Below are 17,301 nucleotides of genomic sequence, written 5' to 3'. Positions count from 1 at the left end.
TTGTCTTCTGCCATTATGACCAACAACTTGCGTGAAGCGGAAGCTTTCCTTTCGGTTGCTGGTTCAGAATGTGGTATTGCCAACGTCAACATAGGAACTTCAGGAGCTGAAATCGGTGGCGCTTTTGGTGGTGAAAAAGAAACCGGCGGTGGCCGCGAATCTGGTTCTGATGCTTGGAAAGTGTATATGAGAAGACAAACCAATACAATCAATTATACTACGAGTTTGCCATTGGCACAAGGGATTAAATTTGATTTGTAATTAATCGGAAAAGAAATAAAAAAAGAAAACCCTGCAAATTACGCAGGGTTTTTTTATGTTTTCAAACAATATTAATACAAACTAAAAAGACAACTAAAATAGTTATTAACCCTACTATAAATGCGAGCAGAGGCCTCTCTTCTATTGATGTTTTTATGCTGACTTTAAAACCATTGAATAGTCCAATAAAAATAGCTCCAACAAACTTAATTGGATGACCACCAAACACAGTTTAAATTTTTAATTTGTTCGTAAATAGACCTACTTCGTCTTCTTAACATACTGGGTCAAAATCACAATGTGTTGTCCTTCGACTCTGCCTTCTATTTGTTCGGCATTGTCCCAAACCACTTTGATATTGTGAACGGCTGCACCGCGTTTGGCAGTGAAGTTTGCCCCTTTTACATCCAAATCTTTTATCAAAACCACGGAATCACCATCGAATAAAAGATTGCCATTGCTGTCTTTGTGCACAATTTTACCTTCTTCCTCTTCGCCTTCTCCGGTAGCTTTTGCCCATTCAAGCGCATCTTCATCCAAATACATCATATCAAGCAAATCATGATTTTTCAAACGTGCTAACATTCTCCAAGAAACAATCTGCACCGGAAGATTTTCATTCCACATGCTTTCGCTTAAACCACGCCAATCATTGGCATTAGTTGTATCTGGATTTTCGATTTGGTCTTTTAAAGATTTTGTGATTAAAATACAGTTCTCAGGAACATCTTCGGTTTTTGGTGCTACCAAATACACTACTAAATTTTCTTCGCTTCCGCTGATTTCACATTTAGAATAGCTTCTGTCTCTCAATCTTTTCTCAGTAACAATGCTCATTATCTATCTCTTATAAATTAAATGTTGCACCAATCTGAAAGACAAACTGGTTGTTAAATCGTTCGTAACCTATAGCATCCGGATTGTATTTTGCTAAAGGAAATCCGGCTTCAGAATAAACTCCGAAACCTTGGGTAAAGAAATATCTTGCGCCAAAATGAGCACCGAAATTTCGCAATCCTAAATCCAATCCCGGATAGAAGTCAAATTTATCGCTGATGTTGATTACATTGCCAATATTTGCATTGAAACGCAATTTCGCATCAAATCGGTCATCAAACTTTGGGGTTCCGCCTCTTTCCGTAGTATTTAAAAGATAGGAAACTGAAGCACCAACCGAAATGTTATCACCCAAACCATAATCTGTCATAACAGCAATTCCGGTCGCATATTCCTGCATCGTGGCACCTACTTGGAATTTGACATCCTTTTTCCCTTTAAAGGCTTGCGCATTGGCAAAACCTATTGTCAATAAAAGAGCAATCAATGTAATTTTTTTCATTTGTATCGAATTTAAAGTGCAAATATAGTCCATTAGAAAATAGTAACTTGTAGAATTAATTTGAAATCAATTTCTACCTTTTTCGTTAAAATACAATTCGTTCAACGGTTCGCTTTGCCAAAATTCTTTGGTATTGACATCCATAATGGTCAATGGTCCTTTAAAAGCGGCACCGGTATCAACATTCCAAACACTAGCTTTTTGCACCGGAACCGTTTCTCCGATTCGCGTCACCGGAGTATGTCCGATATAAACTTCAGTATACAAAGTCAATCTTCTTGGATACAACCAACTGCTTTTTGAAATGGATGAATCTAAAGCCAATGCTGATTCCCAAAGCGTTCTATCCCAATAAAACAATTTGGGGAAATATTCATAATGAACGCCATTCATGTTGGTAAATCCGGCATGAACAAACAATCGGTTTTCATCATCGAGAAAATAATTCTCCAATCCTATCAGAAAGTCAATATGCAACTTCTTTGTCGCTTCTGAAATATCGGAATAAGCCAAAACCGTAGCTTCACCACCGTGTTTGTACCACATTTTTTCATCAAAATTCTTAGTGTTGCCTTCGAGCCAATCTAATAGCAACTCATCGTGATTGCCGCGTAAAAAAATGCAGTTTTGCTTTTTACCCAAATCAATTAAATAATTGATTACTTGTGGTGATTCGCTCCAACCATCAACATAATCTCCAAGAAAAATAAGCGTGTCATCCTTGGTCACATTCGCTCTTTCCATAATTTGGTGAAGTGCTCTTAATCCACCGTGAATGTCGCCTATTACTAATATTCTACCCATTAATTTCGTTGTATTTCATTTTTCTTAAAATGCGCATCGCTTCTTTAAAGCTCAAATAAACATTGGCTTTCTTTTGTGCCTTTAAATACGGTTTTGCATCAATCAGTTTTTGCTTTGCATCCTCAAATCCGTTCAAATAGCAAATCATCAAAGTGGAAGATAAATTCTCTAAATCCTTTTCTTCTCGCTCAGACAAAGTAATTCCTTTTTGCAATTTATTAATTAAAGCTAAATTAGAATTATAAATGTGATGCAGCATTTTTTTATTGTAAGCCGGCGGTTCAAACAGCATTTTTGTTTCCATTTTGTAATATCCATTGTCAAAAAAACGGATCGTCAATTGTTCCAATGGATAAAAACTCGTTTTGTCATTCAGCCCAAGCGGAACGTGTTCTACAATCGTAAAACTATGGTCGTCATATTCAATAGAAACCACATCTAGTGCCGAATAAAAAAGCTTGACCCTTTCATTGATTAATTCAATATCTACCCGAGAAAGATAAGTTGTATCTCGGATTTTTTTCGGAATTCCGGCCCAACAAATCACAAATAATTCTTTAAAAACTCTATATTTTGAAGGCATATCGCCATGTCGCACATTCATAAAATCCATCACGCCGTCAAGCGTATAAGCAATGCTGTTCCGCGAACTGTTTTCAATACTGATGACAGTTTCGATATTCTGCTTTGAATACGGAATCTTATCTTCGGTCGGCATCGAATTGCTTCCAACTCTCACAAAAACCGTATTCGCCAAAATGGTGTGAATGTTTTTCTTGAAAAAGGAAATTTTGTGCTTCGGTTTAATCGTTACCAAACCCACTACTCGGTCTTTAGGCAAATTAGGAAACGGTACATTTTCGTATTGAATTTTCGGCGGATTTTCTAAATAAGCATTGACCAAATTCTGTATCCGACTGTCGTCAAAAAAGTCGTCACCCATGATTTCATTGTCCTGATCTTCTACACCAACAACTATGTAAGAATTATTCGAAGGATTAGAATTGGACAATGCGCAAATGTGTTTTAAAAACTTGGCTTTTCCTTCTTTGGTATGCAAATTCAACTGACGCTTCTTGTCATAAAAACTGCACTCATCATTGTGAGCTAATAAATTCTTGATAAGCAAACGTTTATTAATCATATTTTGAGTGTTCAGTGCTCAGTTTTGAGTGTTCAGTTACTGCCAACTAATTACTGAACACTGAATACTAAATTTAAGGTACTTTATTTCCCATACTTTCCGTCCAAATGGCAAACCAATCTTCTTGCTCCAATTGCAATTCTGCGGCTTTGATTAAGGCTTGAATTCGAGCCACATTAACCGTTCCGGCAACCGGAAGGACTTTCGCAGGATGCTTTAATATCCACGCCAACAAAATGGTATCCGAACCAAAATGATATTTCTTCACTAATTCTGCCAATAATATCTTCAATCTTCTGGTTTGCTCAATATCTTCCCTAAATACTGTTCCTAGCGGATTCCAACTCATCGGACGAATGTTGTGCATTTGCATATAATCAAAACTGCCGTCCAACATCGCTTCGTGATGCGTTGCCGAAAATTGGACTTGGTTATAACTGATTTGGGTTTTTTGACGAATCAATTCCGTTTGCCAAGACGTAAAATTAGACAATCCGAAATCAATAATCTTGCCTTCTTTTTTAAGTGTTGAAACGGCTTCCGCAATTTCATCAGCTTCCATTAACGGACTTGGTCTATGCAATAACAAAACATCTAAATAATCTGTTTTGAGATTTTTTAGCGAATTTTCTACTGACCAAATGATATAGTCTTTAGAATAATCATAGTGCTTGATTTTGTTGTCTCTTCCTTTGATGTGTTGAATACCGCATTTCGAGATTAATTGAAGTCTTTTTCGGTCTATTCTACTTTGGGCGAAAGCCTTGCCAAAATCAGCTTCTGTAGTATAATCGCCGTAAATATCAGCGTGGTCAAAAGTAGTAATCTGGTTTTCGATACAAAGTTGTATCAAATGCTCCATTTCGGAAGTGTTTAGTTTTTTATCCCAAATACCCCAATTCATGGTTCCGGCAATTATGGGCGAAAGTTTTGTTTGCATTTTTATGTTTTTTTAGAAGTGTGTTGCAATTGTTTTTGTTTTTTGTCCTTTGGAAAATTTTCTTATTTTGCCAACGAAAAATCGTAAAACAGATTAGGTCTTAAAATTATAAAAAGAAAATCATAAATCATCCTTAAAATTGGGATGTTTTATAAAGTTTTAACGCATTATTAACATCGCGTAACCTAATAAATTTTCACTTTTGAAATGTTAAAATTATAACGTACATACATTAGCATAAATAGAACACTATGGAAGAAAATGGTACTGCTTTAGATATCAGAGCAATTAATGCAAAAATAGAACATGAAAGTGCTTTTATCGACTTGTTGGCAATGGAAATGAACAAAGTCATTGTCGGTCAAAAACACATGGTAGAAAGATTGTTAATTGGACTATTAGGACAAGGCCATATTCTTTTGGAAGGTGTTCCGGGATTAGCAAAAACCTTAGCCATCAATACTTTGTCACAAGCTATTGACGGCAGTTTCAGTCGTATTCAGTTTACTCCGGATTTGTTACCGGCGGACGTAATTGGAACAATGATTTACAACATTAAAGCCAATGAGTTTTCGATTAAAAAAGGACCTATTTTTGCCAATTTCGTTTTAGCAGATGAGATAAACCGTGCGCCGGCCAAAGTACAATCGGCTTTGTTAGAAGCGATGCAGGAAAAACAAGTAACAATTGGCGATACAACCTTCAAATTAGACAGGCCATTTTTAGTATTGGCTACGCAAAATCCGATTGAACAAGAAGGAACTTATCCTTTACCGGAAGCACAAGTCGATCGTTTTATGCTAAAAACCGTAATCGATTATCCAAAAATGGATGAAGAAAGAATGGTGATCCGTCAAAACTTAAAAGGCGCATACGAAAAAGTAAATTCGGTAGTTTCTGTTGACCAAATTCTACGTGCACAAGAGGCCGTTCGTGAAGTGTACATGGACGAAAAAATCGAAAAATACATTCTAGACATCATCTTTGCGACGCGTTTCCCTGAAAAATATAAATTAGAAAGTCTAAAACCGCTTATCAGTTTCGGAGCTTCTCCTCGTGGAAGTATCAACTTGGCAACTGCTGCCAAATGTTATGCTTTCATCAAACGTCGCGGCTACGTAATTCCGGAAGATGTCCGTGCTGTAGTTCACGATGTATTGCGTCACAGAATCGGAGTAACTTACGAAGCCGAAGCCGAAAACATAACTTCTGTTGATATCATCAACAAAATCGTAAACGAAATTGAAGTACCTTAATTCAAAGTTGGCAGTGGTCAGTTTTGAGTGGTCAGTTATTTATTTTTCTTAGAAAATTTTACTGAACACTAATTTCTGAACACTGAACACTATCTAAAATGGAAACAAAAGACCTTCTCAAAAAAGTTCGTAAAATCGAAATCAAAACCCGAAGATTGAGTGATCATATCTTCTCGGGTGAATACCACACATCGTTCAAAGGCCGTGGTATGACGTTTTCGGAAGTGCGTCAGTACCAATTTGGCGATGACATTCGCGCCATCGACTGGAATGTGACGGCTCGTTACAACGAACCGTATGTGAAAGTTTTTGAAGAAGAACGCGAATTGACCATGATGTTGATGGTAGACATTTCGGGTTCGGAAAGTTTTGGAACCAAAAACCAACTGAAAAGCGAAATCGTCACCGAAATTGCCGCAACCATGGCTTTTTCAGCGACACAAAACAACGATAAAATTGGCTTGATTTTATTTTCAGACCAAATCGAATTATACATTCCGCCGAAAAAAGGGAAATCACACGTATTGCGCATCATTCGGGAGTTAATTGAATTCCAACCGAAAAGCAAAAGAACCGATTTGTCTCAAGCATTGAAATTCCTATCCGGAACGCAAAAAAAGAAAGCAATTGTGTTTGTGATTTCAGATTTTATGGTCGAAGACGATTACGAAAAAACCTTAAAAATTGCCGGAAAGAAACACGATATCACTGGTGTCAGAGTCTACGACATTCGTGAAGAAAAAATGCCAAATATCGGAATGGTTGAAATGGAAGATGCCGAAACCGGAGAAGTTTTAGTCGTCAACACAGGTTCTAAAAAAGCACGTTTGAGCTACGAAAAACAGTACCAAGACAAAGTGAATTATTTCAAAGATATTTTCTCTAAATGTGGTTCAGGAACCGTAAACACGCGTGTGGACGAAAGTTATGTTACTAAATTATTGGGGTATTTTAAATCGAGATGAAAAATTTAACCGCAAAGAAGGCAAAGAAGACGCAATGCTCGCAAAGCATTCCTTCAGAAATTTAACTTTGCAACCTTTGCGAAAACTTAGCGCTCTTTGCGGTTAAGAAAAACTAAAAATGAAATTAAAGTTATACATATTATTTTTACTAACATCAGTAGCTCTTTTCGCGCAACCGAAAAAAGTAACGACTTCTATTGACACTACCAAAAACAAAATCGGAGCCGAATTCAAACTGACTTTAAAAGCCGATGTCGATACGTTGTCCAAAGTAAAATTCCCAAACAGTAAGTTTTTTGGTGCTTTGGAAGTGATTCAATCCTATAAAATTGACACCGTTAGAAAAGGCGCTCGTTATGAATTAATCAAAAAATATGGATTAACGCAATTCGATTCAGGAAAATATACGATTCCGAGAATTCCTGTTATGATTAATGGAAAAGCTTCATTTTCCGATAGTATCAAAGTCGAAGTCAATGATGTTAAAGTCGATACCTTAAAACAAAAAATGTACGATATCAAAGACATTGCTCAAGTCGAAAGTCCGATGGGAACTTGGTGGATTTATGTTTTGATTGTCATTGCCATTGGTGTTATTGGTTTCTTCATTTACAAATTCATCAAAAAAATTCAGACCAAAGAAAAAGTCGAAGTCATTGTTTATAAAACACCTATCGAAAAAGCCACAACTTTACTCCAACAATTAGAATCAAAAGAACTTTGGCAAAAAGGCGAAATTAAAAACTATTATTCGGAACTAACTGATATTGCACGAAATTATATCGAAGAAGAAATTCACATTCCGGCGATGGAAAGTACTACTTCTGAATTGATTGAAGGTTTGCGAAAAGCTGCGAAACAACAAAAATTAAAGCTTTCCAACGAAACCGTTGAGAACTTAGAAAAAGTATTAAAACAAGCCGATTTGGTGAAATTTGCTAAAGTAAAACCACTTGAATTTGAAATCGAAGAAGACAAAAAACGCATTTCCAATTCTATAGTAACCATTCACAAATCGATTCCGGAAGTGGTGGAAGATGACGATGAATTGGCATTGTGGAACGAACAACAAAAAGAATTGGCGCGTTTGCAAAAACTCAAAAAACAAAAACGCGTTAGAATCATCACCACTATCGGAATTGTACTTGGTATGATTGTGATTGCGCTCGGCAGCTTGATTTATTTCAAAGGTTTTGATTATGTGAAAGACAATTTAATTGGTCATCCAACCAAAGATTTAATCGAAAGTGAATGGGTTTACAGTGAATATGGTAATCCAGGCGTAAAAGTGGAAACTCCAAAAGTTTTAAAGCGTTTGGATGTCTCTAAAATGATGCCCAAAGAAGTTATGGCTGTTGTAAAAGAAGCGCAGATGTTTGGCTACGGAAGTATGTTCGACAGTTTCTACATCTTAGTATCAACAACCACTTTTAAACAAGAAGGAACTGTCGATTTAGAAAAATCTATTGAAGGTTCTCTAAAAGCGATGGAGGCAAGAGGCGCACAAAACATCATTGTTAAAACTGAAGACTTCGGCACACAAAAAGGAATAACCGGAAAAAAAGCTTATGGCACTATGACCACTTTCGATCCTGTTCAGAAAAAATCAGAAAAAATGTATTATGAAGTATTGGTTTTTGGTCAAAATGGTGGATTACAACAAATCTTAATCATGCATCGTGAAGGAGACAAATACGGACAACAAATTTCTGAAAGAGTACTAAATTCGACCGAATTACAAACAACACAAGAATGAAAGAAGTGAGTTTTTTAAATCCTGAATTTTTCTGGTTGTTTTTATTACTTCCGGCTGCTATCGCATGGCAGTTTTGGAAAAAAAAACAATCGGCGACCTTAAAAATAAGTTCTGTCAGAGGTTTTAAAGCTGAAAAATCATTGGCTGCCAAACTAAAACCGTATTTGTTTGTACTTCGATTGTTAGCATTAAGTTCTTTGATTATTGCGATGGCGCGGCCACGAAAAGTCGATATCAGTAGCCAAACCAAATCGACTAAAGGAGTTGATATTGTAATGGCCATCGACGTTTCCGGAAGTATGTTGGCCAAAGATTTAAAACCCAATCGTATGGAAGCGTTGAAAAAAGTCGCCGAAAATTTTGTCGCCGGAAGACCCAATGACCGAATCGGAATTGTGGTTTATGCTTCCGAAGCTTACACGAAAACACCGGTAACTAGTGACAAAGCCATTGTTCAAGACGCGATTCGAAGTATAAAATATGACAATGTGTTGCAAGACGGAACCGGAATCGGAATGGGATTGACTACCGCTGTAAATCGTTTGAAAGACAGCAAAGCCAAAAGCAAAGTGATTATTCTGTTAACCGATGGTGTTAACAACGCCGGGTTTATTGAACCGGAAACCGCTTCGCAAATTGCCAAAGAATACGGAATCAAAGTCTATACCATTGGAATCGGAACGAATGGTGATGCAATGTTTCCTTATGCTTATGCACCAAATGGCGGCTTTTTATTCCGAATGATGCCGGTGGAAATCGATGTAGCTTTGTTAAAAACCATCGCTAGAAATACGGGGGGAAAATATTTCAGAGCCAATAACAACAGCAAACTGGAAGCCATTTATAACGAAATCAATAAACTGGAAACCACCGAAATTCAAGAACTGAAGTTCTATGATTATGACGAAAAATTCAGACCATTTGTTTGGATTGCCGGCCTCTTGCTTTTGTTAGAATTTGGTTTGCGAAATACGGTTTATAGAAGTTTTATATAACAGCATATGTACGAGTTAGAAGAAAAAGGATATTTGTATTTCTTGATTGCCATTCCGGTATTGGCGATGCTTTTCTTGTATGTACAATACTGGAAAAGAAAAAAACAACGTGAATTTGGCGATTTAGATTTGCTGAAAAAATTAAGCCCGGAGAAATCAGTTTTTAAACCCGTTTTGAAATTGGTTGTAATTCTTTTGGCTTTGACTTGTTTGATTATTGGTTTGGTCAACCCAAAAATGGGAACCAAATTAGAAACAGTAAAACGAGAAGGAATCGACATTGTTTTTGCCATTGACGTTTCCAAAAGTATGTTGGCCGAGGACGTTGCACCAAGTCGATTAGAAAAAAGCAAGCAATTGGTTTCGCAAATCATCAACAATTTAGGAAGTGATCGAATCGGAATAGTGGCTTATTCAGGTAGTGCTTTCCCGGTTTTACCCATTACGACGGATTATAGCGTGGCCAAAATGTTTTTGCAAGGCATGAATCCGGGCATGATTTCTTCGCAAGGAACTTCGATAGACCAAGCTATAAACTTAGCGTCCACATTTATTGACAAAAAAGATAAAACCAACAAACTGTTAATCATTATCAGCGACGGTGAAGACCACTCTGAAGCTTCCGTTGAGGCAGCTGAAGAAGCTAAAAAATTAGGCTTAAAAATTATTACTATTGGGGTTGGAAGTGAAAAAGGCGGACCAATTCCGTTGAAAAGAAATGGTGTCGTAGAAACTTTTCAAAGAGACCAAAATGACGAAGTGGTCATTACCAAAAGAAATTCTGATGTGTTAAAAGAAATCGCCAAAGCCACCGGCGGCGGTTATGTAGATGGTAATTCGACCAAAACGGTTTTGGATTATGTAAAAAATGCGCTGGACAATATTCAAAAAACCGAATTTGAAAGCACGCAAATGGCCGATTTCAAATCGCAATTCCAGTGGTTTTTAGGATTTGCTTTTTTTCTATTGTTTTTGGATGTTTTCCTCTTGGAGAAAAAGACGAAATGGGTAGAAAAGATGAACTTATTTAATGAAAAAGAATAAATGAAAAAGATATTGCTATATAGTCTAATCCTGATTTCCTTTTTGGCGAAAGCCCAAGAAAAGGGAAAAGATAAAAATTTGCCTAAAGGAAACGAATCTTTTGTAGAGAAAAAATACGCCGATGCCGAAGCGGAATACCGAATTTCGGAATCTAAAAACCCTAAGAAGTCCATTGCTCCTTATAACTTAGGCAACGCCATTTACCGCCAGAATCAAAATAATGAGGCAAAATACCACTACGCCAAAGCGTTAAAAAATGCCAAAACACGAACTGAAAAACATCTGGCGTTTCACAATATCGGCAATACCTTAATGAAAAACAAAGATTATTCCGGTGCCGTTGAAGCTTATAAAAATGCTTTGAGAAACAATCCAGCGGATGAACAAACCCGTTACAATTATGCTTTAGCTAAAAAAATGCTGGAAGACAATCCGCCTAAAAAGGATGATGATAAAAGCAAAGACAAGAAAAACCAAAAAGAAGACGAGAAAAAAAACAAGGACAAAAAAGACGATAAAGAAAAAGACAAGGACAAAGACAAAAAAAGCCAAAACGACAAAGATAAAAAAGACGACAAAGACAAAAACCAAGGAAAACCTCAGCCTCAACCGGGTGGAATTTCAAAGCAACGTCTGGAGAATTTGTTAGATGCGGTGAATAACGAAGAGAAAAAAGTACAAGATAAAGTCAACAAACAAAAAGTACAAGCCAATCCGAAAAAAGCTGAAAAAGATTGGTAATTAGAATGATTATTTAAAATTTCGTTAAATAACAACCTAAAAAACACAGACTTTACCAACTTTGTGAGTCGAAATAAATGATAAAATGAAAATGAAAAAGGTAATTGTATTATTACTGTTAATATTCGGAAGTTCACTTATGGCTCAAGTCCAATTTGAAGCCAAAGTGAGCAAAAATTCTTTGGGAATCAACGAAAGATTGCGCATCGAATTTACGATGAATGCTGATGGCGATAATTTTGTGCCGCCGGCTTTTGAAAGTTCGGGTTTCAGGATAGTTGGCGGGCCAAGCCAATCGGTAAGTCAATCTTGGGTAAACGGAAAAAGTTCGTTTAACAAATCTTATATCTATATTTTATTGCCTACGCAAAAAGGCCAATTGACCATCAAACAAGCATCGATTGAAATCAACGGCCAGATTTATAAAACTTCTCCGGTAAAAATTAATGTGACCAATGCAGTCGAATTGCCTAAAGATCCAAACGAAGCACCGGCTATTACCGCAGACGATAATATTTACTTGGTCGCCGACATTTCAAAAGCTAATCCTTACCTCAACGAACCGATTACTGTAGTTTACAAATTGTATTTCAGTTATAACATCGGCATTTCCAATTGGCGCGAATTGAACAAACCAAAATACAATGATTTTTGGAGCCAAAACATTGACATCAAACAGCTCAAAGCCGAGGACGGCATGTTCAAAGGCGAACGTTATCGCTATGTGGTTTTGAGAAAAACAGTTTTATATCCGCAAAAATCGGGTAAACTCGAAATCGAACCACTTTCCTTAGATATCGATTGTCAAGTACCCAGTAACCGAAGAAATTTTTGGGGACAACCTTTGATGGTTGATGACAGCAAACGTGTTTCAGCCGGAAGCAAAGTCATCAATGTAAAACCTTTACCTGAAGCCGGAAAACCAATTGATTTTAGTGGCGCAGTAGGCCGTTTTGACTTTCAAGTAAAACCTTCCAAAACCACCTTGAAAAACGGTGAATCAATGGAATTGAATGTGAGCGTGGTTGGAACAGGAAACTTAAAATTATTCACACTACCAAAACCTATTTTACCTTCTGCTTTGGAAGTGTATGATCCGGTACATGATGAAAATGTAAATACGCCGTTAACCGGAATGTCGGGAAGAATTTCGGACAAATACACCATCATTCCACAATACAAAGGCAATTATCAAATCAAGCCGATTAGTTTTACCTATTTCGATTTGGCTTCCGGCAGATATAAAACCATTACTTCACAACCTATAACGATTAATGTTTTGGATGGTCCGAGTATAGCTTCAGCCGAAAAAACGAATCCGAATGAAGTCGCTAAAACCAAAGTGGAAGTGGCTAAATCATTTGCCTATAACAAGCAAAAAACGACTTTGAAATCAATGGGAAAAGATGATTTCTTAGGTTCGGGATTGTTTTATTCTTTGGTTGCTTTGCCGTTTTTAGCCATTCCGTTATTGATTGTTGGTAAACGAAGAAAAGAAGCATCAGACAATGATGTGGTTGGCAATAAAATCAAAAAATCGAATGCTTTGGCGAAGAAATACTTGGGTGAAGCCAAAAAATACTTGGCCAACAAAGAGCCCTTTTATATTGCTTTGGAAAAAGCCATGCACAATTTTCTGAAAGCCAAACTGAACATAGAAACTTCGGAAATGAGTAAAGAAAAAATTTCCGAAATTCTACAATCAAGAAGTGCTAAACCCGAAACGATATCAGAATTTATAGCCTTAACCGAAAACTGTGAATTTGCTCGTTATGCGCCTTCTTCAGAAACATCGATTCAGCAAGATTATAATAAAGCGGTGAATATTATTTCGGCGTTGGAAAAACAAATTAAATAATTGACAATGAACAATTGATAGTTGATAATGAAAAAAATACTTTACCTATTTCTGTTGATTTTTCAAGTTTCATTGGCGCAAACTGCTTTTGAGCAAGGCAACCAATACTACCAAAAAGAAAATTACCAAGCCGCGATTACCAGTTTTGAAAGCATCATCAATTCGGGTAAAGAATCGGCTGAAGTGTATTTTAATTTGGGAAATGCTTATTATAAATTGCACAAAGTCGCTCCGGCGATTTACAACTATGAAAAAGCATTATTGCTTAGTCCGAATGACGAAGAAATCAAAACCAATTTAGATTTCGCCCGAAAAATGACCATCGACGACATCAAAGTCATCCCGAAAGTTGGTTTTCAAAAATTGATTTCTGATTTTACTTCAAAATACTATTACGACACTTGGGCATGGATTGCTGTGGCTTTTGCGTTATTATTTTTAGCTTTTTTTTCCGGCTATTATTTTTCACAAAAAACCGTTTTGAAACGTGTTTTCTTCTTCGGAATGTTCTTTTGGCTTGCCGGAATTTGCCTTAGTGCTGCTTCGGGGTTTTATGAAAAAAGTAGAACCGACAATGAAAAACCAGCTATCATTTTTGCCGAAACAACACCTTTAAAAAGTGAACCAAAAATCGGCAGCCAAGACGCAACTGTGTTACATGAAGGAACGAAAGTTTACATCTTAGAAAGTATCGCCAACTGGAAAAAAGTTGAACTCACCGACGAAACCACCGGTTGGATTGAAGACAGCGCTATTAAAGAGATAAAATAGTGGTCAGTGGTCAGTAATTAGTGTTCAGTATGATTATCTTTACCAACTTAATTACGTTTTGAATATTATACCTAATATTTAAAATCTAAAATCTAATATTTACAAGTGTCTAGAGACGAACAATTAAAAAACCGCTGGGACAAAGTCGTGACCATTCTTTCCAATCAATTTGCTGAAGGAGATTTGCTCGACTTAGACGCCATTATATACTTAATCGGAGTGCAAGAACTTGGAAAAGTGCACCAAACCTTCAAAAAAGACGAAAAACTCAATTTGATGCACATTGCTATCTGTCGTTTGCTAGAGCCTTATGGTTACTATGAATTTGACTATGTTGACAAAGAAGGTTGGCCTCATTACAATGTCAAAGAAGAATTGCCGCCATTAAAAGCAGGAGAACAATCGGTTTTGATGAAAGAAGCAATTGTGAACTATTTTTTGGAGAGAGAAGTGATAGAATAGCATTTGGTCGATGGTTTTTATTTAAAAACTTCCAACTTCCAACTCCTAACTTCCAACTTTTCCCTAAATTTGCACCTTTACAAAAATGACCGATGATAGATAAGATTAAAGAACACATAGAAGAAGCTAAAGCATTCAATACCAAAAACAAAGAAGCTTTAGAAAATTTCCGCATTAAATATTTAGGCAGTAAAGGGCTTTTGAAAGAGCTTTTCACCGAATTCAAAAATATCCCGAACGACCAGAAAAAAGACTTCGGACAAGTAATCAATACCCTGAAAACTGTTGCTGAAGAAAAAGTCAAAGCGATTCAGTCAGCATTAGAAAGCAAAGAAGAAGTCAAAGGTTTCTACGGTGATTTAACTCGTCCTTCTGAACCTATTACAATCGGTTCACGTCACCCTATTTCGTTAGTAAAAAACCAAATCATCGATATTTTTTCTACCATCGGATTCAACGTTTCCGATGGACCTGAAATCGAAGACGATTGGCACAATTTTACCGCGTTAAACTTACCGGAATATCATCCGGCGCGTGATATGCAAGACACCTTTTTCATCCAAACCAATCCCGATGTGTTGTTGAGAACACATACTTCATCGGTTCAAGTGCGTTACATGGAAAACCACAAACCACCAATCCGTACGATTTCACCGGGAAGAGTTTTCCGTAATGAAGCAGTTTCTTCGCGTTCGCACTGTATTTTCCACCAAGTTGAAGGTTTGTACATTGACAAAGACGTGTCGTTTGCCGATTTGAAACAAACCCTTTTATATTTCACCAAAGAAATGTTCGGGAAGTCGAAAATTCGTTTAAGACCAAGTTATTTCCCATTCACCGAGCCAAGCGCTGAGGTTGATATTTATTGGGGATTAAAAACCGAAACCGATTATCGTATCACCAAAGGAACCGGTTGGTTAGAAATCATGGGTTGCGGAATGGTAGATCCAAACGTTTTGAAAAACTGTGGTATCAACCCGGAAGAATACAATGGTTTCGCCTTTGGAATGGGCATTGAGCGCATCGCTATGTTATTGTACCAAATCGGCGACATCAGAATGTTCTATGAAAATGACGTTCGATTCTTGGAGCAATTCAAGTCGAGTATATAAATAAAAGTCAAAAGGGATAAGGGAAAAGGCATAATAACTTTCCCTTATTACATATCCCTATTCCCTAAAATGAAAAAAGACATCACCATACCAACAGTAGAAAACGTATTCCTAGCCGCAGTTCAGGAATGGAGCGATGATTTTATGGATAAGGTTTGGCATGTGTATCTTGTCAACGATTCTGACTACGATTTAGACAGCGTAATGGTCGTTTCCAAAGCTTTTGGCACCATTGATGGGGAAATGAAAAAAACAGCGCTCTTACGTCACGCATTTGTCCAAGTGCCTTCGGTTTCTGTCGCTAAAATTGAAATGATTGAAAACAACGTGTTGCGATTGAACAACGAGTTTATGGTGACTTACTTTATCGGAAGCACTTTATACGACAAGAAATTCATCTTCCGCGCCCAATCCATCACGCCGGATTATGTAGAAGAAGTGCCGATATTGTTTGTAGACGGCGTTATTGCAAGATAATTATGGATTGTTTTGTTGTTTTGCTTTTTGTTTCCAATTGACATAACCTAAAACAAAAATCCCAACCAAAATGAACACCAAAGCTCTCAGATAGAAACCCGGTGAAGAAAGTTGAATATTTAAAGGTTTCTCTTTAATCTCAAACAAAACATTAAAGACAGTCATAAAAAGTCCCCAAAACGCACCTGTTTTAACTTGGTATTTCCATCTTTCACTCATCTTAGTCTAGCTTATCCGTTAATTTTTTGAATACTTTCTTAGCATCTTTGCCTTCATATAAAATTTCGTAAACTGCATCAATAATTGGCGTCTTTGCTTTGTATTGTTGATTTAATTTGTAGGCACTTTTTACAGCATAATAACCTTCTGCCACCATACTCATTTCCATTTGTGCGGCTTGAACCGTGTAACCCTTTCCAATCATATTCCCGAACATTCGGTTTCTTGAAAAAACAGAATAACCTGTAACCAATAAATCGCCTAAATAAGCCGAATTGTTGATGTTTCGTTTCATCTTGTGCACTTTGCGGATAAACTTTTTCATCTCGCGAATTGCATTGCTCATAATCACCGACTGGAAGTTATCGCCATAGCCTAAACCATGTGCAATTCCTGCTGCAATAGCATAAATATTTTTCAACATTGCGGCATATTCGGTTCCGATAATGTCATCAGAGATTTTGGTTTTGATAAAATGACAACTCAAATTATTAGCAACCACTTTGGCCTTTTTAGCATCGGCGCAAGCAATTGTCAAGTAAGATAGTCTTTCTAAAGCTACTTCTTCTGCATGACACGGACCAGTAATAACGCCAATGTTCTCGTATGGAATGTCAAAGTGCTTATGAAAATGTTCGCCAACAATTAGGAAAGTTTCCGGCACAATTCCTTTTATAGCAGAGAAAATTACTTTGTCTTTCAAATCAACCGTTAATTTCTCGAGTTCTTTACTTAAAAAAGCTGATGGAATTGCAAAAATTAAATAATCGGCATAAGCTATCGCTTCATTGATATCATTGGTCAATTTTAGTTTTTTGATATCAAACTCAACTGAACTAAGGTAATTTGGGTTATGTCTTTCTGTTTTTAAATGGTCTATAGCCGATTGGCTTCTCATGTACCAAGCTATTTCGTCAAGGTTAACACAAAGCATTTTTGCAATAGCTGTCGCCCAACTTCCGCCACCGATTACTGCAAATTTTGGAGATTCATTCATGAATAGTAACTTTAATGATGTCCAAAAATACTCAATTTTAAATGATAAAAGAAGAACTTTATTAAAATAGAAATAAGACCAACCAACTAGCGTCTTTTGGCTCTAAAACATTAAGTGTTACTATTATTCTTACTTGTTGGTGTTTTGTTGTCTTTAGTTA

At 36.8% G+C, this 17,301-nt stretch carries 19 protein-coding genes; 12 read left to right on the top strand and 7 right to left on the bottom strand.

The genetic code is table 11. From position 1 onward, the window contains the following. Positions 1-261, top strand: a 261-nt coding sequence (locus tag B3C16_RS07815; RefSeq protein ID WP_291130553.1) for an aldehyde dehydrogenase family protein, incomplete at its 5' end; no start/stop codon positions are given. A gap of 261 nt (positions 262-522) precedes the next feature. On the opposite strand, the gene B3C16_RS07810 is transcribed toward B3C16_RS07815, so the two are convergent. The 5 genes from B3C16_RS07810 to B3C16_RS07790 form a co-directional block, all read right to left on the bottom strand. Then, positions 523-1,098, bottom strand: a complete 576-nt coding sequence (locus B3C16_RS07810) for a PhnA domain-containing protein (protein WP_291130550.1) — start codon at positions 1,096-1,098, stop codon at positions 523-525. 10 nt (positions 1,099-1,108) lie between these two features. Beyond that, complete coding sequence (locus tag B3C16_RS07805; protein WP_121312122.1) at positions 1,109-1,600, bottom strand: DUF6646 family protein; 492 nt, start codon at positions 1,598-1,600, stop codon at positions 1,109-1,111. A gap of 66 nt (positions 1,601-1,666) precedes the next feature. Then, complete coding sequence (locus B3C16_RS07800; protein WP_121312123.1) at positions 1,667-2,404, bottom strand: metallophosphoesterase family protein; 738 nt, start codon at positions 2,402-2,404, stop codon at positions 1,667-1,669. Further along, positions 2,397-3,548, bottom strand: a complete 1,152-nt coding sequence (locus B3C16_RS07795; RefSeq protein WP_121312124.1) for an ATP-binding protein — start codon at positions 3,546-3,548, stop codon at positions 2,397-2,399. Before B3C16_RS07795 ends, B3C16_RS07800 begins: the two co-directional genes overlap by 8 nt. A 73-nt stretch (positions 3,549-3,621) precedes the next feature. Beyond that, positions 3,622-4,488: an aldo/keto reductase gene (locus B3C16_RS07790; RefSeq protein WP_291130545.1), complete on the bottom strand. Its 867-nt coding sequence runs from the start codon at positions 4,486-4,488 to the stop codon at positions 3,622-3,624. A 251-nt stretch (positions 4,489-4,739) separates the two neighbouring features. Here B3C16_RS07790 and B3C16_RS07785 point away from each other — a divergent pair, with 251 nt between their 5' ends. The 11 genes from B3C16_RS07785 to B3C16_RS07735 all read left to right on the top strand — a co-directional run bounded on the left by B3C16_RS07785 (position 4,740) and on the right by B3C16_RS07735 (position 15,925). Then, the gene (locus B3C16_RS07785; RefSeq protein WP_121312126.1) at positions 4,740-5,744 is read left to right on the top strand and encodes an AAA family ATPase; all 1,005 of its coding nucleotides are present in this window, start codon (positions 4,740-4,742) and stop codon (positions 5,742-5,744) included. A gap of 98 nt (positions 5,745-5,842) precedes the next feature. Continuing rightward, positions 5,843-6,709 (top strand): DUF58 domain-containing protein, encoded by an 867-nt coding sequence (locus tag B3C16_RS07780; RefSeq protein ID WP_121312127.1) that lies wholly within the window; start codon positions 5,843-5,845, stop codon positions 6,707-6,709. 118 nt (positions 6,710-6,827) lie between these two features. After that, positions 6,828-8,465, top strand: coding sequence for a hypothetical protein (locus tag B3C16_RS07775; RefSeq protein WP_291130541.1), 1,638 nt, complete (start codon positions 6,828-6,830; stop codon positions 8,463-8,465). Next, a complete protein-coding gene (locus B3C16_RS07770) occupies positions 8,462-9,460 on the top strand; it encodes a vWA domain-containing protein (protein WP_291130538.1) in 999 nt (332 codons plus the stop codon). The genes B3C16_RS07775 and B3C16_RS07770 overlap by 4 nt, the downstream gene beginning before the upstream one ends. A gap of 6 nt (positions 9,461-9,466) precedes the next feature. Then, positions 9,467-10,504: a vWA domain-containing protein gene (locus B3C16_RS07765; RefSeq protein WP_291130536.1), complete on the top strand. Its 1,038-nt coding sequence runs from the start codon at positions 9,467-9,469 to the stop codon at positions 10,502-10,504. Continuing rightward, complete coding sequence (locus tag B3C16_RS07760) at positions 10,505-11,245, top strand: tetratricopeptide repeat protein (RefSeq protein WP_291130533.1); 741 nt, start codon at positions 10,505-10,507, stop codon at positions 11,243-11,245. It abuts the gene before it with no gap. A 91-nt stretch (positions 11,246-11,336) separates the two neighbouring features. Further along, complete coding sequence (locus B3C16_RS07755) at positions 11,337-13,103, top strand: BatD family protein (protein ID WP_291130532.1); 1,767 nt, start codon at positions 11,337-11,339, stop codon at positions 13,101-13,103. Between the two features lie 27 nt (positions 13,104-13,130). Continuing rightward, positions 13,131-13,874 (top strand): tetratricopeptide repeat protein, encoded by a 744-nt coding sequence (locus B3C16_RS07750; protein ID WP_291130529.1) that lies wholly within the window; start codon positions 13,131-13,133, stop codon positions 13,872-13,874. Positions 13,875-13,979: 105 nt separating this feature from the next. Continuing rightward, the gene (locus B3C16_RS07745) at positions 13,980-14,336 is read left to right on the top strand and encodes a hypothetical protein (RefSeq protein WP_121312133.1); all 357 of its coding nucleotides are present in this window, start codon (positions 13,980-13,982) and stop codon (positions 14,334-14,336) included. Positions 14,337-14,428: 92 nt separating this feature from the next. Beyond that, positions 14,429-15,448, top strand: a complete 1,020-nt coding sequence (locus B3C16_RS07740; RefSeq protein ID WP_291130524.1) for a phenylalanine--tRNA ligase subunit alpha — start codon at positions 14,429-14,431, stop codon at positions 15,446-15,448. A 69-nt stretch (positions 15,449-15,517) separates the two neighbouring features. Then, the gene (locus B3C16_RS07735) at positions 15,518-15,925 is read left to right on the top strand and encodes a hypothetical protein (protein WP_291130521.1); all 408 of its coding nucleotides are present in this window, start codon (positions 15,518-15,520) and stop codon (positions 15,923-15,925) included. On the opposite strand, the gene B3C16_RS07730 is transcribed toward B3C16_RS07735, so the two are convergent. Together B3C16_RS07730 and B3C16_RS07725 are read right to left on the bottom strand one after the other, a co-directional pair. Next, complete coding sequence (locus B3C16_RS07730) at positions 15,926-16,144, bottom strand: hypothetical protein (RefSeq protein ID WP_121312136.1); 219 nt, start codon at positions 16,142-16,144, stop codon at positions 15,926-15,928. It abuts the gene before it with no gap. Between the two features lies 1 nt (position 16,145). After that, positions 16,146-17,141 (bottom strand): NAD(P)H-dependent glycerol-3-phosphate dehydrogenase, encoded by a 996-nt coding sequence (locus tag B3C16_RS07725; protein WP_121312137.1) that lies wholly within the window; start codon positions 17,139-17,141, stop codon positions 16,146-16,148. Between the last annotated feature and the right edge of the window lie 160 nt (positions 17,142-17,301).

This window comes from Flavobacterium sp. UBA7682 (assembly GCF_002482945.1).
Lineage (GTDB): Bacteria > Bacteroidota > Bacteroidia > Flavobacteriales > Flavobacteriaceae > Flavobacterium.
The sequence above is the reverse complement of the archived record's forward strand: the minus strand, read 5'-3'. Positions and strand labels throughout refer to the sequence as shown.

Bases quoted from the DNA above. Each gene is read 5' to 3' on its own strand.
- B3C16_RS07770 (WP_291130538.1), top strand. From the start codon at position 8,462: ATGAAAGAAGTGAGTTTTTTAAATCCTGAATTTTTCTGGTTGTTTTTA.
- B3C16_RS07810 (WP_291130550.1), bottom strand. From the start codon at position 1,098: ATGAGCATTGTTACTGAGAAAAGATTGAGAGACAGAAGCTATTCTAAA.
- B3C16_RS07750 (WP_291130529.1), top strand. From the start codon at position 13,131: ATGAAAAAAATACTTTACCTATTTCTGTTGATTTTTCAAGTTTCATTG.
- B3C16_RS07735 (WP_291130521.1), top strand. From the start codon at position 15,518: ATGAAAAAAGACATCACCATACCAACAGTAGAAAACGTATTCCTAGCC.
- B3C16_RS07760 (WP_291130533.1), top strand. From the start codon at position 10,505: ATGAAAAAGATATTGCTATATAGTCTAATCCTGATTTCCTTTTTGGCG.
- B3C16_RS07740 (WP_291130524.1), top strand. From the start codon at position 14,429: ATGATAGATAAGATTAAAGAACACATAGAAGAAGCTAAAGCATTCAAT.
- B3C16_RS07805 (WP_121312122.1), bottom strand. From the start codon at position 1,600: ATGAAAAAAATTACATTGATTGCTCTTTTATTGACAATAGGTTTTGCC.
- B3C16_RS07765 (WP_291130536.1), top strand. From the start codon at position 9,467: ATGTACGAGTTAGAAGAAAAAGGATATTTGTATTTCTTGATTGCCATT.
- B3C16_RS07790 (WP_291130545.1), bottom strand. From the start codon at position 4,488: ATGCAAACAAAACTTTCGCCCATAATTGCCGGAACCATGAATTGGGGT.
- B3C16_RS07725 (WP_121312137.1), bottom strand. From the start codon at position 17,141: ATGAATGAATCTCCAAAATTTGCAGTAATCGGTGGCGGAAGTTGGGCG.
- B3C16_RS07775 (WP_291130541.1), top strand. From the start codon at position 6,828: ATGAAATTAAAGTTATACATATTATTTTTACTAACATCAGTAGCTCTT.
- B3C16_RS07800 (WP_121312123.1), bottom strand. From the start codon at position 2,404: ATGGGTAGAATATTAGTAATAGGCGACATTCACGGTGGATTAAGAGCA.
- B3C16_RS07755 (WP_291130532.1), top strand. From the start codon at position 11,337: ATGAAAAAGGTAATTGTATTATTACTGTTAATATTCGGAAGTTCACTT.
- B3C16_RS07785 (WP_121312126.1), top strand. From the start codon at position 4,740: ATGGAAGAAAATGGTACTGCTTTAGATATCAGAGCAATTAATGCAAAA.
- B3C16_RS07780 (WP_121312127.1), top strand. From the start codon at position 5,843: ATGGAAACAAAAGACCTTCTCAAAAAAGTTCGTAAAATCGAAATCAAA.
- B3C16_RS07730 (WP_121312136.1), bottom strand. From the start codon at position 16,144: ATGAGTGAAAGATGGAAATACCAAGTTAAAACAGGTGCGTTTTGGGGA.
- B3C16_RS07795 (WP_121312124.1), bottom strand. From the start codon at position 3,548: ATGATTAATAAACGTTTGCTTATCAAGAATTTATTAGCTCACAATGAT.